The sequence below is a fragment of the Nostoc cycadae WK-1 genome (assembly GCF_002897135.1).
Taxonomy (GTDB): Bacteria; Cyanobacteriota; Cyanobacteriia; order Cyanobacteriales; family Nostocaceae; genus Nostoc_B.
Genome location: NZ_DF978426.1, coordinates 258781 through 273813 on the forward strand (window position 1 = coordinate 258781; position 15033 = coordinate 273813).

General features: G+C 40.9%; 11 protein-coding genes. 5 read left to right on the forward strand and 6 right to left on the reverse strand.

What is annotated here, in order from left to right:
• Window positions 1–43: 43 nt before the first annotated feature.
• The 5 genes from NCWK1_RS10665 to NCWK1_RS10685 form a co-directional block, all read right to left on the reverse strand.
• Entirely contained in the window at window positions 44–679 is a 636-nt protein-coding gene (locus NCWK1_RS10665; RefSeq protein WP_103124701.1) for an SAM-dependent methyltransferase, read from the reverse strand.
• A gap of 42 nt (window positions 680–721) precedes the next feature.
• The gene (locus NCWK1_RS10670; protein WP_103124702.1) at window positions 722–2077 is read right to left on the reverse strand and encodes an APC family permease; all 1356 of its coding nucleotides are present in this window, start codon (window positions 2075–2077) and stop codon (window positions 722–724) included.
• Between the two features lie 115 nt (window positions 2078–2192).
• Entirely contained in the window at window positions 2193–3470 is a 1278-nt protein-coding gene (locus NCWK1_RS10675) for a sensor histidine kinase (RefSeq protein ID WP_103124703.1), read from the reverse strand.
• Window positions 3471–3481: 11 nt separating this feature from the next.
• Window positions 3482–4168: a two-component system response regulator RppA gene (rppA, locus tag NCWK1_RS10680; RefSeq protein WP_103124704.1), complete on the reverse strand. Its 687-nt coding sequence runs from the start codon at window positions 4166–4168 to the stop codon at window positions 3482–3484.
• A gap of 375 nt (window positions 4169–4543) precedes the next feature.
• Window positions 4544–4870: a YkvA family protein gene (locus tag NCWK1_RS10685; RefSeq protein ID WP_103124705.1), complete on the reverse strand. Its 327-nt coding sequence runs from the start codon at window positions 4868–4870 to the stop codon at window positions 4544–4546.
• Window positions 4871–5088: 218 nt separating this feature from the next.
• Here NCWK1_RS10685 and NCWK1_RS10690 point away from each other — a divergent pair, with 218 nt between their 5' ends.
• A complete protein-coding gene (locus tag NCWK1_RS10690; RefSeq protein WP_103124706.1) occupies window positions 5089–7266 on the forward strand; it encodes an ATP-binding protein in 2178 nt (725 codons plus the stop codon).
• A 70-nt stretch (window positions 7267–7336) separates the two neighbouring features.
• Here the strand turns inward: NCWK1_RS10690 and NCWK1_RS10695 are convergent, their stop codons facing one another.
• Window positions 7337–9025: a DUF3352 domain-containing protein gene (locus tag NCWK1_RS10695; RefSeq protein WP_103124707.1), complete on the reverse strand. Its 1689-nt coding sequence runs from the start codon at window positions 9023–9025 to the stop codon at window positions 7337–7339.
• A 442-nt stretch (window positions 9026–9467) separates the two neighbouring features.
• Here NCWK1_RS10695 and NCWK1_RS10700 point away from each other — a divergent pair, with 442 nt between their 5' ends.
• The 4 genes from NCWK1_RS10700 to NCWK1_RS10720 all read left to right on the forward strand — a co-directional run bounded on the left by NCWK1_RS10700 (window position 9468) and on the right by NCWK1_RS10720 (window position 14979).
• Window positions 9468–12047, forward strand: coding sequence for a M1 family metallopeptidase (locus tag NCWK1_RS10700; protein ID WP_103124708.1), 2580 nt, complete (start codon window positions 9468–9470; stop codon window positions 12045–12047).
• 95 nt (window positions 12048–12142) lie between these two features.
• Window positions 12143–12382 (forward strand): hypothetical protein, encoded by a 240-nt coding sequence (locus tag NCWK1_RS10705; RefSeq protein WP_245894875.1) that lies wholly within the window; start codon window positions 12143–12145, stop codon window positions 12380–12382.
• 2 nt (window positions 12383–12384) lie between these two features.
• Window positions 12385–12651, forward strand: coding sequence for a type II toxin-antitoxin system RelE/ParE family toxin (locus tag NCWK1_RS10710; protein WP_103124709.1), 267 nt, complete (start codon window positions 12385–12387; stop codon window positions 12649–12651).
• Between the two features lie 603 nt (window positions 12652–13254).
• A complete protein-coding gene (locus NCWK1_RS10720; protein ID WP_103124762.1) occupies window positions 13255–14979 on the forward strand; it encodes an ABC1 kinase family protein in 1725 nt (574 codons plus the stop codon).
• The last annotated feature ends 54 nt before the right edge of the window (window positions 14980–15033 follow it).

Genomic DNA, 15033 nt, shown 5'->3' on the forward strand with positions numbered 1-15033 from the left:
TGTAGGTATTTCAAACCCCTACACCCAGCCTTGATAAGATTGCTTATCGCAAATTAGCAGGTACTTCTTTTGGAACTACCCAATAGTAAATAGTCTTTCCATCTACCTGTAGTGTCTGTTGTGGTTTCCAGTCGCCCATATCAAAAGCGTGGGAAACAATTCTGGTACCCGGTTTGAGTTTTAATAATTCGGGGCGGAGTCTTTGGTTAACTTCGGGTAATAGGTATAGTGTGATGACAGTCGCTTCACTTAAATCAGTTTTGAATAAATCTTGTTGACGAAACTGTACGCGGTCTGTTACTCCTGCTTTTTGAGCGTTGGCGTTAGCTTCTTGAATCCGTTCAGGATTAATATCTATACCTACGCCGCGTGTGCCATATTTTTGCGCGGCTGTTACAACAATTCTCCCATCACCACTACCCAGGTCATAAAGTACATCATTTTTACCTACCTTGGCTACTTGCAACATTGCATCAACTACAGGCTGTGGTGTGGGTACATAAGGAACATCACCAGGGCGTTCTTGAGGTTGAGTTGTTGTCGGTGCTTCAGTTTGAGCAGTTAAAACTGGCGGTTGCACTTCTGCGGCTGAATCTTGTTGTTGGGCGGTGCATCCTGCAATTGCTAAAGTGGTGACACTCACACCTGTAATTAATGAAAGCAGAATTTTTTTCAACATGAATCTACTCCTAAAGCAAAAATAGGTGAATAATTGGATGAATTACGCTCTACCTTGGCGGTAACGATTCCACAACAATAGGGGAATACCTGCGGCTACGACTAAAACCCCCACAACTGCGCCCACCCCGGTATACACCAAGCTGGAATAAAGTAAGTATCCACAGACTGCACAAAATAATAATGGTGTCAAGGGATAAAATGGGACGCGAAATGGTCGTGTAATCTGCGGTTCTCGATTGCGTAGCACTAGCAGCGATATACCTGAAAGTAAAAAGAAAAACCAAAATATGGGTGCGGTATAGTCCACCATTGTTTCAAAGCCTTTGCGGGTGAACGTACCTAACAAAACCAACGCCAATGCGATCGCAGCTTGCAATAATAAAGCATAACTAGGTGTGCTAGGACGTTGCCGCCAGTGTCCCATAAAACTGAAAATAGCAAAATCTTGTCCTAAAGCGTAATTAGTCCGCGCCCCAGTGAATAAAGTGGCGTTGAGTGCGCCCAAAGTGGAAACCGCAATCAACAAACTGATAAACCAAGCCCCTGGTTCACCCCAAAAGGCCCGCATTAAATCAGCTGCTACGGCTTGGGAGTTGGACATATTTGCTAACCCCAATCCCCGCAGATAAGCCAGATTAATTAGCAAGTAAATTACAGTGATTGTGCCAATACTCCAAAGAAGCGATCGCACAATATTCCGTTGACGATTTTGAATTTCGGCGGAAATATAAGCGGCTTCATTCCAACCACCATAAGACAACAAGACAAACACCATCGCTAGTCCCCAGGTTCCTATTGAGGTAGATTCCACAGGCGTGGGAGCATTAGGGGTAATAGTTAAGCCAATTAACACCACTAGCAACAAACCCAGGACTTTCGCCGCCGTGAGTAAGTTTTGCGTCCACTTACCTTGTTGTAAGCCGATGATATTTAACGCAGTTAATAATGCGATCGCAATTGCGGCATAAATCGAAGCTGAAAAGCCTCCTAGCTGCCAAATTTGCGAAGCGTAGTCACCAAAAACAAATGCCAATAAAGCAATAGAGCCAGTTTGAATAACTGTCATCCGCGCCCAGGCAAATAAAAAGGCAACTTCTCGCCCAAAGGCACGTTTGAGATAATAATAAACTCCACCCACATCGGGATATGTTGTGGCTAACTCTGCGTAGCACAATGCTCCTATCAGAGAAACCAATCCACCAATGAACCAAAACAGCAGTACAGCAAAACTGCTTCCTGCTTGAGTTGCTACTAAAGCAGGAGTTTCAAAAATTCCTGCACCAATGACAATACCAACAATCAATGCGACAGCATCTGATAAGGTCAGTGATGGCTTTGGTGCTGCTTCTGTAGTTGCTAAACCTTCAAGTAATCTGTACTTTTCATTTCTATTCACATGGACTCCTGCTCGGTTATTGAATGTAACGAGCAATGTTATGGAAGAAAATATCAATTACTTTTTATGGTTAAGGATAAATGTGACAGGAAAGTGACAAAATCTGCCTAATTAGCTACATAGGTAATTTAATTTGAAAAACAGAACCCTGACCTAGTTTGCTTTTCACACTGAGATGGCCATTATGTACTTCAATAATTTGTTGAGCGATCGCTAATCCTAACCCAAAGCTATTAGTCGAATTTGTCTGGTGTTGTTCTACTCGATAAAATTGCTCAAAGATATGGGGTAAATCTGTTGCGGCAATCCCTATACCATTGTCTTCTACTTCAATTACTGCCTGATTATATTTAGTCAACAAACGTAACTCTACCAAACCGCCAGCCGGAGTATACTTACAGGCGTTGCCCAGCAAATTGATCACAGCTAAACAAATTAACTCGGCATCTACACGCACCATAATTGGAGATTTTGGTAAATCACTCTTGAGATTTAAATGTTTAGCCGCAGTCTTCACAGAAGATGAATTTAGTACTTCCTTTAGTAAATCTCTCACATCAACTGCTTTTAAAGATTCTGGAGTTAAAAGTCCTGTTCGGCGTGCGAGGAATAGCAGATTTCCAATCAATGTATTCATTGATTTAGCTACTTCGGCAACTTTTTCTAGACGCAGATGTTTACTCGCACTATCTTCCATTTGTGCAAGTAAGCCAACTTGAGCATTACTCAGAATTGCCGCTAAAGGGGTACGTAATTCATGAGAAGCATGGGCTGTAAATCGTTCGAGTTGTTTATAACTCAGGTATATAGGTTGCATTGCTATGCCGCTAAGAAACCATCCAGTTAAACTGGTTATTCCTAAAGCAATGAATACCGTTGATATTAGTAAAAGTAAAAATTTATGGAGTAATTCTTGGACACGATTCATCGGCATTGCCATTTGCAAATAACCAATTAACTCACCTTGATACTGCACTGGTAAAGTGATTTCGCGTAGCCAAATAACTTGTGAGGAAATACCTGAAGGATTAGTAACTTTTAATGTCTGATATGCAAATATTGGGGTGATTTTTTTGTGAGGAAGCTGACCAAAGTAACGCTTCAAATTACCTTTGGTGTCATACCAACGAGCATAAATAATTTCACTATCTTCGGGTGGCGGGTTATTTCCTAAAACTGGTAAATGTTTGAGAAATACTCGTTTTTCTCCTTGGTCGTCTTTATACCGCACACTGGATGTAATAACTCTAGCTTTTTTGTAGAGAATTAAATCTATAACTTCTAACTGTTGGATGGATTCTTGATAATAAAGAATCCCGGCAAAAATTAAGAGAATACTGCCCATTGACAGAGTGAACCAACTAGCCAAGTTACGACGGCTACGGTTGAACATGACTCAAAAAGTTAAGCGTTATTGTTTTGATCAGGATTGAGACGATACCCCATCCCATAAATAGTTTCTAGCCAGTCTGCTACATCTAACAACTGTAAACGCTGACGCAGACGACGTACTAAGGTTGTTGTGGCGTTACTTTCTGGTTCACTACCCCATTCCCATAAAGCTTGTTCAATTTGATCGCGGCTTAAAACTTGATATGGATGACGCATAAAGTATTCTAATAACTGAAATTCGCGGGTAGATAATTCTACTGTTGCTTGACCTCGTTCTACTGTCAGCGTTGAAATGTGCAATTGTAGATCTGCAAGTTGAAGTTTTTCACCTTGCCAAACAGGCGATCGCCTACCTAAAGCCCGCACTCTGGCTAATAATTCAAATAAATCTGTCGGTTTGACTAAATAATCATCTGCACCAGCATCCAAACCTGTAACTTTTTCTCCTGTGGTATCTTTTGCCGTCAACATCAATACAGGTGCAGTTTTCCCTGCTTGGCGATATTGCCGACATAAATCTAAACCACTGATTTCCGGTAGCATCCAGTCTAATATCAATAAGTCATAGTCTCGCTGGGTAATTGCCCATTGAGCGATCGCGCCATTTTCCAAACCATCTACAATATGTCCAGCTTGAGACAATGCTGTTTGTAAGGGTTCTAATTGGGCTGTATCATCTTCTACCAGAAGTATTCGCATTGTTAGCTAGTATCAGTTTTTCCATGCTTGATTGTAGAAAAACTGACTCCGTAAAACTTCTGCCATCAGTGAGACTTTTCCTAAACTAGATCAGGACTTACGCACAACAATTGTCTGTGGAGACTGGGTGTGGGGGTGTAAGGGTATAGGGTCTAAGGGTTTTAGATACATACACCCTTCCCAAAACCCTTGATTTTTCGTTTTTATGCGTAAGTTCTATAGATCCTCAGCCACTGGATAGTAGGGGAGTTAACTTTGTGGCGATCGCTAAATTTGCAATTAACGCCAAGCCTAATTTACTACACCTTTCTATGTTAAAAAAATAGCCCCTGTTCGGTTTGACAAACAGAGGATTAATGTATTTTTTGTAAAAAACTATTTAACTGACACAGCATCAACATCAACGGTTTTGGCACCAGAAGTAGCATCATCGGAAGTAGTGGCGGTATTAGCAGTATTCACAGTTGTGTCTACACCTTTACGAGCTTTCCAACCTTCAAGTACTAATCCAGAAACTTCACTAACTAACAGTGTCATTAGCAGAACATCGTCAATTTGACCAACGATGGGAAAAATATCAGGAACAATATCAATAGGGCTGACAAAATAAACTAGTGTTCCTAAAATTACCCACCAGCGATATTTTGGGTTACGAATTAAATTGCGATACCAAGTGTATACAGCCTCAATTGAAAATTTCATTTTTTAGCCCTCAAGTTACCTTTTATTTTGACAAATGCTGTTGATAATTTCCGGTGGGAATAACCGTCCTAAATTAGTCTGGAAGACGCTACATCAGATCATCCGTAATTAATAAAAATTAATTTTTTTTCTAAATGTTGAGTTCGCTAGTACCTGTGGGAATACTAACTCACGGAGTGTAAATTTTAATCTATCCAATGTTGGAGGATAGAAATTAAATGAGTAGAACTGACTCTCGCAAAGTTAAAGCTTTTCCATTACAGCTGGTGCTGATTATTCCCTTTACCGTGCAAATATTTGGAGCCGTTGGTTTAGTTGGCTATCTGTCATTTAAAAATGGGCGACAAGCAGTCAATGACTTAGCAGATCAGTTAATGAATCGTACTAATACTATAGTACAACAACATCTAGATGCTTATTTATCTATTCCCCACAAGGTAAATCAGATTAATGCCGATGCGATCGCAATGGGATTATTGAATGTACGCGATCGCCAAACTATTGCTAAGTATTTTTGGAAACAAATGCAAGCCTATGACCTCACTTACATTGGTCTAGGATTGACTACAGGTGAGGGATTAGGAGCCGCCCGCTACGATGGCAAAACTGTCACCATTGATGATTGGAGTGCTAAATTACCAAATAATGGCCGCAACTATACAACTAATCAGCAAGGCGATCGCCTCCACATTAATAATACTTTTGAATACAATAACTTCAAAGAAAATTGGTATACAGAACCCATGAAGGCTGGTAAACCAATTTGGTCGCGCATTTACACCTGGAATTCTCCTAGTGGTGCTTATATCACTGCTGCGACAGGTCGTCCAATCTATGACGCAAATCAGCGTTTACTAGGAATGGTTGGTGCAGACATCCATTTATTGAAGTTAAGTGAATTTTTGCGGCGTTTGGATGTTAGCAATTTTGGACAGGTGTTTATTGTAGAACGAAATGGTATGTTAATTGCCAACTCTAGTAAACAAGAAACTTTTTTCGTAGTTAATGATGAAGTTAAGAGAATCAAAGCTACAGAAAGTACTGATCCAATAGTTAAAAATACTGCTAAATATATTGAACAAAAATTTCATGGATTCCAGTCAATTACTGAACAAAAAAAACTGGAATTGAAACTTCTGAAGGAAACACAATTTTTATATGTCACTCCTTGGCGTGATCAATATGGACTTGATTGGTTAGTCATAGTGAGCGTGCCAGAAAATGCCTTTATGGCAAAAATTAGTGCCAATACTCAAATTACAATCTTGCTCTGTTTAGCTGCATTAGTTGTAGCAACAGTCGTCGGTTATTTCACTTCTAGCTGGGTAATACAGCCGATTTTGCGGATAAACCGTGCTAGTCAAGCAATGGCATCAGGTAACTTAAAACAAACCGTAAATATTGGACACATTGCAGAACTCAATACACTAGCTCAATCTTTTAATTATATGGCAGAAGGATTACGGCAATCTTTTACTGCCTTAGAAAAAAGTAAAGCAGAATTAGAAGACCGAGTGGAAGAACGTACTGCCGAACTAAAGACAGCATTAAGCGAATTAACCCGTACCCAGGCACAAGTAATTCAAAATGAAAAAATGTCGAGTCTTGGTCAATTAGTTGCAGGAGTTGCCCATGAAATTAATAATCCAGTAAATTTTATTCACGGTAATATTACTCATTTGAGCGAATACACTCAAAGTCTGGTTCAAATACTGCATCTTTACCAAGAATGCTATCCTGATGAAGACCCAAAAATCCAAGCACTAGCTGAAGAAATTGATTTAGATTTTTTGATAGCAGATTTAGATAAGATTCTGCCTTCTATGAAAATGGGAACTGAGCGAATTCGTAACATTGTGCTGTCATTGCGAAACTTTTCGCGTATGGATGAAGCGGATTTTAAAACAGTTGATATTCATGAAGGTATTGAAAGTACATTATTAATTTTGCAATATCGCCTGAAAGAAAAGCCAGACTTTCCCGGAATTGAAGTTATTCGAGACTATGGGAATTTACCTCCAGTAGAATCTTTTGCTGGACAGATGAATCAAGTTTTGATGAATATATTAGTAAATGCAATTGATGCTTTGGAAGAGTCATTTTTTAACAGTCAAAAGTCTACACCAGAAAAACCGCAAATTACTATTCGCACCTCAGCTATTGATGGCCAATGGGTAGAAATTGCGATCGCTGATAATGGAACAGGAATGCCAGAACAAGTAAAAAACCGCATTTTTGACCCCTTCTTTACAACTAAGCCTGTGGGGAAAGGTACAGGTATGGGTATGGCGATTAGTTATCAAATTATTACCGAAAAGCATCACGGCAAGTTAGATTGTTTCTCTACTCCCGGCCAAGGAACTGAGTTTAGAATTCAAATTCCTGTAAAACAGTAGTGATAACAAAGTGCTGAGTGTAAACAATTAAGGATTGAGTTAGAGAAAACTCTTTCCCAATCCCTACACCTTAATTTTTACTTGGTTTGAGCGCCAACAGCACTTCTAGTTGACTAGTAGATTTGTCGGGACTAGTGGCGGTTGCAGCCAAACCACGAATCGAATTTAGAAGGGCAGTAGTCTCAGGTGGAATTGGTCTACCTTGGGCAGCAAAACGATTAACTAAAGATACAGTTTTATCCATATCTAAGTAGAAGTAACCGCCGTTAGGTTGTTGCAGTGAACTGGTAACAGTTTTAAAGGTATCGCTTTGATCGAGAGAAGGGCTTTTACCAGCTGCTAAAGCGTCAGCAACAGGGCCGCCAAGTGCTAAAAAGACAGTATCTTGATCTAACCAACCATGAGCTAATAATGCTCCTTGTTGGGGTATTTGCCATTCTGTGACATCTTTACCTCCAATTTTGCGGGTGGCGATGTTAATTCTTTGGGCTTTGGCTAGGTCGTCAAGTTTAGTAAAGGTGGCTTCTGCGGTTTTGCGATCGCTTGTATCAAACACAAAAGCACCACCAAAACCTACACTTGCTAACACGCCTTGATTAGAGGGAATCGCCCCAACGCCAAATTCCCCATCCATCCAACCAAAAATTTCTTTATCTAAGTCAATATTGGCTAATTTTAATTGACTGCGGACTTGTTGCAGGGTTTGTTGAACTTCTGGATAATCTTTTGACTGTTCTACGAGTGTTTGCCAGCCCCGACTGATACCATTACCATTAATCAGCGCAAAGGTATCACTAGGAAATTGTGCCAATATCTTAGCTGGTGTGTTTTGATACTGAAATTTGCTTAGTTGCGGATCTAAATTAGCGATCGCTTTTACCCGCACGCCCTGATCATCTACACCAACACCAGCCACCATTGATTTTACCTGTTTCAACTGTGACAATGTTTGTGGCGGTACTGCTTTGCCCTGTCCATTGGCTGCTGCAAATTGCTGTATCATGCCAGCATAGTCTGGTACATAAATTTGCGCCAGAGTATTTTGCAGATTTACACTCTTGCTGAGAAGATTATTAACCCCTTCTTTATTAGCAAAGGAAGGTTGCCCTTTTAAGGTATCAATTGCTTTTTCTACAGATTGTTTTTCTGGAGCTAATAACAAATAACTATTATTGACGACTACATTATATGTTGGTCTTGAATTTTCTATTGTTTCGGTAATCTTTTCACCTTTATAATCATATTCTTTACTTTTCACTCCTTTTTGACTTTTTAATTTATTGGCAAAATTTAAAGCAGTAAGTTTATCTTTGATCCCTACCACCATTAAAATATTTGTTTCTTGTTGTAATTTTATTGGGGGCTTGGCTGCATTCCCCGGAGTTGGGAACTGAGCCGGTTTAATTGTACTGGGAGGTAACACGGCAAACATTACACCACCAACCCAAGGCTTGATATCTTTTTCGTAAGAAATATCACTGCCTTTAAACATATCTTTGTTCAAGTCTTCTAGACTTTTTGTCAGCAGCTTTTGCGCTTCTGGGGTACCGAACTGCTGCAATTTTGACCAAGCTTGTGCATCAGTAGAAATATATGTAGCCATCAATGCTGATGCTGGAACTAATTTAGCACTGCCTAAAGCCCCAGAAATATCTCCAGCAGGCCCTTTAAAAAGATAGGTATAAACTGCCACGCCTCCTACTACTGCAACAACTGCACCAATAGCAGGAATTAAAAACTTCGATTTACGTTCAGGCATTGTTACTGTCCTCTTTTCCTCAGATTTTTACTGAGGTTAGTAAAAACGTCATTGTTGAGTTCGCGGAATTATGAATAAATTTCACTAAGTATTCGGTTTATACTGATAAAATTAGTGAATTTACACATAGATCTGGGAAAAAACTCCAAAAAAATACTTCAAAGAAATGAGAGGCAAATCCGTAAATGCTAGGTTATTCATCTTGAGAGATAGCTTGTGGTAAAGAGGCAGGCTATCCTAAGCTAATAAGAAAATTTGCCGAGTATTTGTACTCAAGGAAAAATCATCACAAATATCCCCGCAGAAGATTCATGAGAATCTGTCAAACAATTGCAACGATCGCATATTTTCTATCCGCTGTTTAGATGAACAAACATCACCGATAGCATTATTCTCGTAAACTTACTTAGATTTTTTAGGATTACAAGGTCAGTCAGCATCAATGACACATTCCTATTTTGATACAGATAATAACGGACACAAATCTTTTGAGTTACCAGGAGCCAGACCACACTATAATCCAGATCGCCCTGGACAGGTAGAGCATATTTTTCTCGACTTGCACTTAGATATCCCTAAGCAAAGTTATCACGGTAGTTGTAGTATTCGCCTATTACCGATTCGCTCTGGGATTGACCGTTTGATACTGGATGCAGTGAATTTAAATATCCAGTCTGTGCAAGTAGATGAGGTGGCGCAAAAGTTTGACTATGATGGTGAACAGCTGGCGATCAAACTTGACCAACCCACACAACTGGGTAAAAGAATTTTGATTGCGATCGCCTATTCAGCCGAAAAACCCCAACGTGGTATCTACTTTATCCAACCAGACAAGCATTATCCCCACAAACCCACCCAAGTCTGGACTCAAGGAGAAGACGAAGACTCACGTTTTTGGTTTCCCTGCTTTGACTATCCCGGACAACTCTCAACATCAGAAATTCGGGTGCGGGTTCCTAAAGCATTAGTCGCCATTTCCAACGGTGAATTAATTGATACCGCTGAGGAAGGTGCAGAAAAAATTTATCATTGGTCACAGCAGCAAGTTCATCCTACATATTTAATGACTCTGGCTGTGGGTGACTTTGCCGAAATTCGAGATGAATGGAAAGGTAAACCTGTCACCTACTACGTCGAAAAAGGCAGGGAAGCCGATGCTAAACGCAGCATGGGTAAAACTCCCCGTATGATTGAATTTTTAAGTGAAAAGTATGGTTATGCTTACGCTTTTCCCAAATATGCTCAAGTTTGCGTTGATGACTTCATTTTTGGCGGGATGGAAAATACTTCCACCACCTTATTAACAGACCGTTGTCTTTTAGATGAACGCGCCGCTTTAGATAACCGCAACACCGAAAGTTTAGTTGTTCACGAACTAGCGCATCAGTGGTTTGGTGATTTGCTAGTAATTAAGCATTGGTCTCATGCTTGGATCAAAGAAGGTATGGCTTCTTACTCCGAAGTTATGTGGACGGAACAGGAATATAGTGCCGCAGAAGCAGCATATTATCGTTTATTAGAGGCGCGGAGTTATTTAAGCGAAGATAGCAGCCGCTACCGCCGCCCAATGGTAACGCATGTTTACCGCGAAGCCATTGAACTATATGACCGTCACATCTACGAAAAAGGGTCTTGTGTTTATCACATGATTCGGGCGGAATTGGGAGAAGAATTATTTTGGCACGCTATTCAAACATTTGTCCAAGATAATGCCCATAAAACTGTGGAAACAGTAGACTTACTCCGCGCCATTGACAAAGCAACAGGGCGAAATTTAGCTTTTTTATTCGACCAATATGTTTATCGTGGCGGCCATCCTGATTTTAAAGTGGCTTACTCTTGGGATGGGGATGCAAATTTAGCCAAGGTCACAATTACCCAAACCCAAGCTGATAACAATAGCAGTAAAAATTTATTTGACCTGAAAATCCCCATTGGTTTCGGCTACAGCAATCAGGACTCCCCCCTAACCACGTTCACAGTCCGAGTTCACGAACACGAACAAAGCTTCTACTTCCCACTGTCAGCCAAGCCTGATTTTATTAGCTTTGATGTCGGGAATCATTTCTTGAAAACTGTAACCTTGGAATATCCCATTCCAGAGTTAAAAGCACAGTTAGAATTTGATCCTGACCCCCTTTCCCGCATTTATGCAGCTGCGGCTTTAGCGAACAAAGGCGGTTTGGAAGCGACTAAAGCCTTATCAACCTCATTGAAAAACGATCCTTTTTGGGGTGTGCGGGTAGAAGTGGCGAAACAACTCGCAGAAGTCAAATTAGATCAAGCTTTTGATGGGTTAGTGACAGGATTAAAAGATAAAAATCCTTATGTGCGCCGTGCTGTAGTTACTGCATTGGCGACCATTAAAACCCATGACAGTTATAAAGCTGTGAAAGAAATAGTGCAGGAAGGCGATCGCAGTTATTATGTAGAAGCCGCCGCCGCCCGTGCAATTGGTGCGATTGCAGCTGGTAATCTAGATGACAAGCCTAAAGAAGAAAAAGTCATCAAGCTGCTAAAGTCTGTTTTAGAAGAGAAAGCTGGGTGGAATGAAGTAGTGCGTAGTGGTGCAGTTGGCGGTTTAGCAGAACTCAAAACCTCCGAAGCCGCTGTAAATTTGTTGCTGGAATATACAAAACAAGGAGTTCCCCAAGCATTACGTTTAGCAGCAATTCGAGCTTTAGGTAAAATTTCTGTCGGTCAAACACCAGTGAATCTAGAACGGATTTTAGACAGATTAGCCGAAATCGCCAAAGAAACTTTCTTTTTAACTCAAATGGCGGTAGTTGCAGCCTTGGGACAGATGGAAACACCAAAAGCGATTGGGGTTTTGCGATCGCTTGCTGAACAAACCCCTGATGGCCGGGTACGCCGCTATGCTGACGAAGAAATTGCCAATGTCCAAAAGCATATCGGCTCAGAAACTGCCCTGCGTCAATTGCGCGAAGAACTCGACCAACTCAAACAACAAAACCAAGAACTCAAAAGTCGTTTAGAAAATTTGGAGGCTAAGTCTAAGTAGAGGCTGGGGGTTAGAGGTATTTATACATATAGGGTGCGTGATATTTCATTCATGCACCTTTTGAATATTGAGAGCTTGGTTTCTCGCCAGCTAGAATGATTAGTGAGTACAATGAGGTTTTGCAATCGATGACTTTTAGTGATGTGGTCGAAGTAATCAAAAGTCTCTCCGTAGATGAGAAGCTTGAACTTCAACTTTTGTTGCAGCAATACCTCCGTGAAGAGCGCCGTGAAGAAATATACGACAACTTTCAGTCGGCAAAAATGGAACAGCAAAAAGGTGAACTGAAGTTTTCATCCAACATCGATGAGCTGAGACAACTGATAGAGGAGTAGTTGTGGAAGTTAGTTTCAGTTCTGCATTCAAACGTGCTTTTAAAAAGCGCATCAAAGGCAACATAGATTTAGAAGCAAAGTTTTGGCAAAAACTGGAACAATTCACTGTAGATCCATTTGATCCGAGCTTGAAAACGCACAAACTATCAGGCAAGCTTCAAGAATTCTGGAGTTTTAGTGTAGATTACGATGAAAGAGTCCTTTTCTACTTTACAGAAGATGGAAAAGCTGTATTTGTAGATATCGGTAGCCATGACGAGGTTTATTGAGCAGCACTAACTATTAGAAGATTTCGCCATGTTGCCAGATGAGATTCTAGAAGAAATTCATAAAATTCGTGAAGAACACGTCGAGTCTTTTAACTGCGACTTAAACGCGATGTTTGCAGACTGGCAAAAGAAGCAAGCCGAAAGTGACAGAACAGTTGTTAAATTGTCAGCCAAGCGCGACCTAAGACTCAAATGCAGCAGATCGACAAGCACCGCTAGTGATATGAGGGAGTGCGATCACTACAAGTCATCTTCTAACTTCTGTGGTGGATGATAATTTGTAGCAAATAAACATAATCACATCCACGCTCAGTAACAATATACCCAGGAAAACCTTTATCTTAACAATTCTTTAATTATTGAGAGTTTGTTTTCGCCCCATTCGCGGGGATTTTTTGTACTTTTATAAAGTATAATTAAGAAAAACATAACAAAGTTAGGTAAGCACGGTAGGCTTTTATCGCCGAGTGTGTACCCGAAAAAGGTAAAGTTTAATAGTTTTTTATAAAAAACTAAGGTTATCCTCAACAAGCAATTAGCTTGTAATTTGGGATGCCAAAAAACAACAGTGTAGATTTCCCAGTTGAAGAGGCAAACAAAAGCGTGGGTCAGTATCAACCTGCTCAGCTAAAGCGCTACAATCCAGAAGCGATCGCTCGTCACTATCGTTACCGCCCCTGGTTAGCATGGGGACGCTTGCTGAGAATAATCTGGTCTTTTGCTGGATTCATTTTGAGTCTAAAGTGGGATGAATGGCAAAATCAAGTAGAGCAGAATCGGGGAAAACGAGCTACCCAGTTGCGACAACTACTCACTAGCCTAGGCCCCACCTTTATTAAAGTTGGTCAAGCCCTCTCTACCCGTCCTGACCTAATCCGCAAAGATTTCTTAGAAGAGTTGGTCAAACTACAAGACCAACTACCACCCTTCGATAATGCGATCGCTTACGCAATTATCGAAAAAGAACTCGACTGTGCGATATCGGCTGTTTACAGCGAATTATCTCCATCACCGGTCGCTGCGGCTAGTTTAGGTCAAGTTTACCGTGGTCGTTTGCTCAGTGGTGAAGAAGTAGCGGTGAAGGTACAGCGCCCTAACCTACGACCAATTCTCACCTTAGACCTTTATTTAATGCGGTGGGCTGCGGCTTGGCTGGCACCTTGGCTACCCTTGAATCTTGGCCACGACTTGACCTTAATTGTGGACGAGTTCGGCACCAAGTTATTTGAAGAAATTGACTACATCAACGAAGGTCGCAACGCCGAAAAATTTGCCAATAATTTCCGTAACGACCCCCAGGTGAAAGTCCCGGCGATTTACTGGCGTTATACTAGCAATCATGTTTTAACCCTGGAATGGATTAACGGCTTCAAACTTACAGATACGAAAAGTATTCGCGCCGTTGGGTTAGATCCAGAAGCGATTATTCAAATTGGTGTCACCTCTGGTTTACGACAACTGCTAGAATTCGGTTTTTTCCACGCTGACCCCCACCCTGGTAATTTATTTGCTATGCCCGATGGTCGAATGGCTTACATCGACTTTGGCATGATGGATCAGTTAGAAGAAACCACCAAAGAGACTTTAGTAGATGCCTTAGTCCATCTGGTTAACAAAGACTATCTCGACTTAGCCGCCGATTTTGTCAATTTGGGTTTTCTCACTTCCGACACGAATATTTGCCCCATTGTGCCGGCATTAGAAGCAGTATTAGGGGATGCTATTGGTAAGAATGTCGGGGATTTTAACTTCAAAACAATTACCGATGAATTTTCGGAATTGATGTACGAATATCCCTTCCGAGTTCCTGCAAAGTTTGCCTTAATTATTCGTTCGTTGGTCACACAAGAAGGAATTGCCCTCAGCCTCAACCGGAATTTTAAAATTGTAGAGGTTGGTTATCCTTATGTTGCCAGACGCTTACTTACTGGTGAGTCTCCTGAATTACGGCGACGGTTGCTGAACGTCTTGTTTAAAGATGGGAAATTTCAGTGGCAGAGGTTGGAAAATTTGATTGCGATCGCCCGTACTGATGGTAACTTTGACGTATTACCTACAGCCCAGATGGGACTGCAATTCTTGTTATCAGAAGAAGGTAAATTTCTGCGGCGACAATTAGTATTAGCCCTGACAGAAGATGATCGCCTGCATACCGAAGAAGTGCAACGTCTATGGGATTTAGTCAAAGATGATATCAAGCCTAATCGTTTATTAGATGTGGCGATCGGCTTGTTAACAGAGTTTTCGAGAGAAGGTGTAGCTGCCATTTTACCAAAAGCTACAGCCTTTGCTAATCCGGGCAATTCTGCATCAGGTGTAATGCGTTGAAAGTTAAAGTTGCAGTCTTAGATCAGGAGGTACTTTTACCTCCTATTTTTTGAC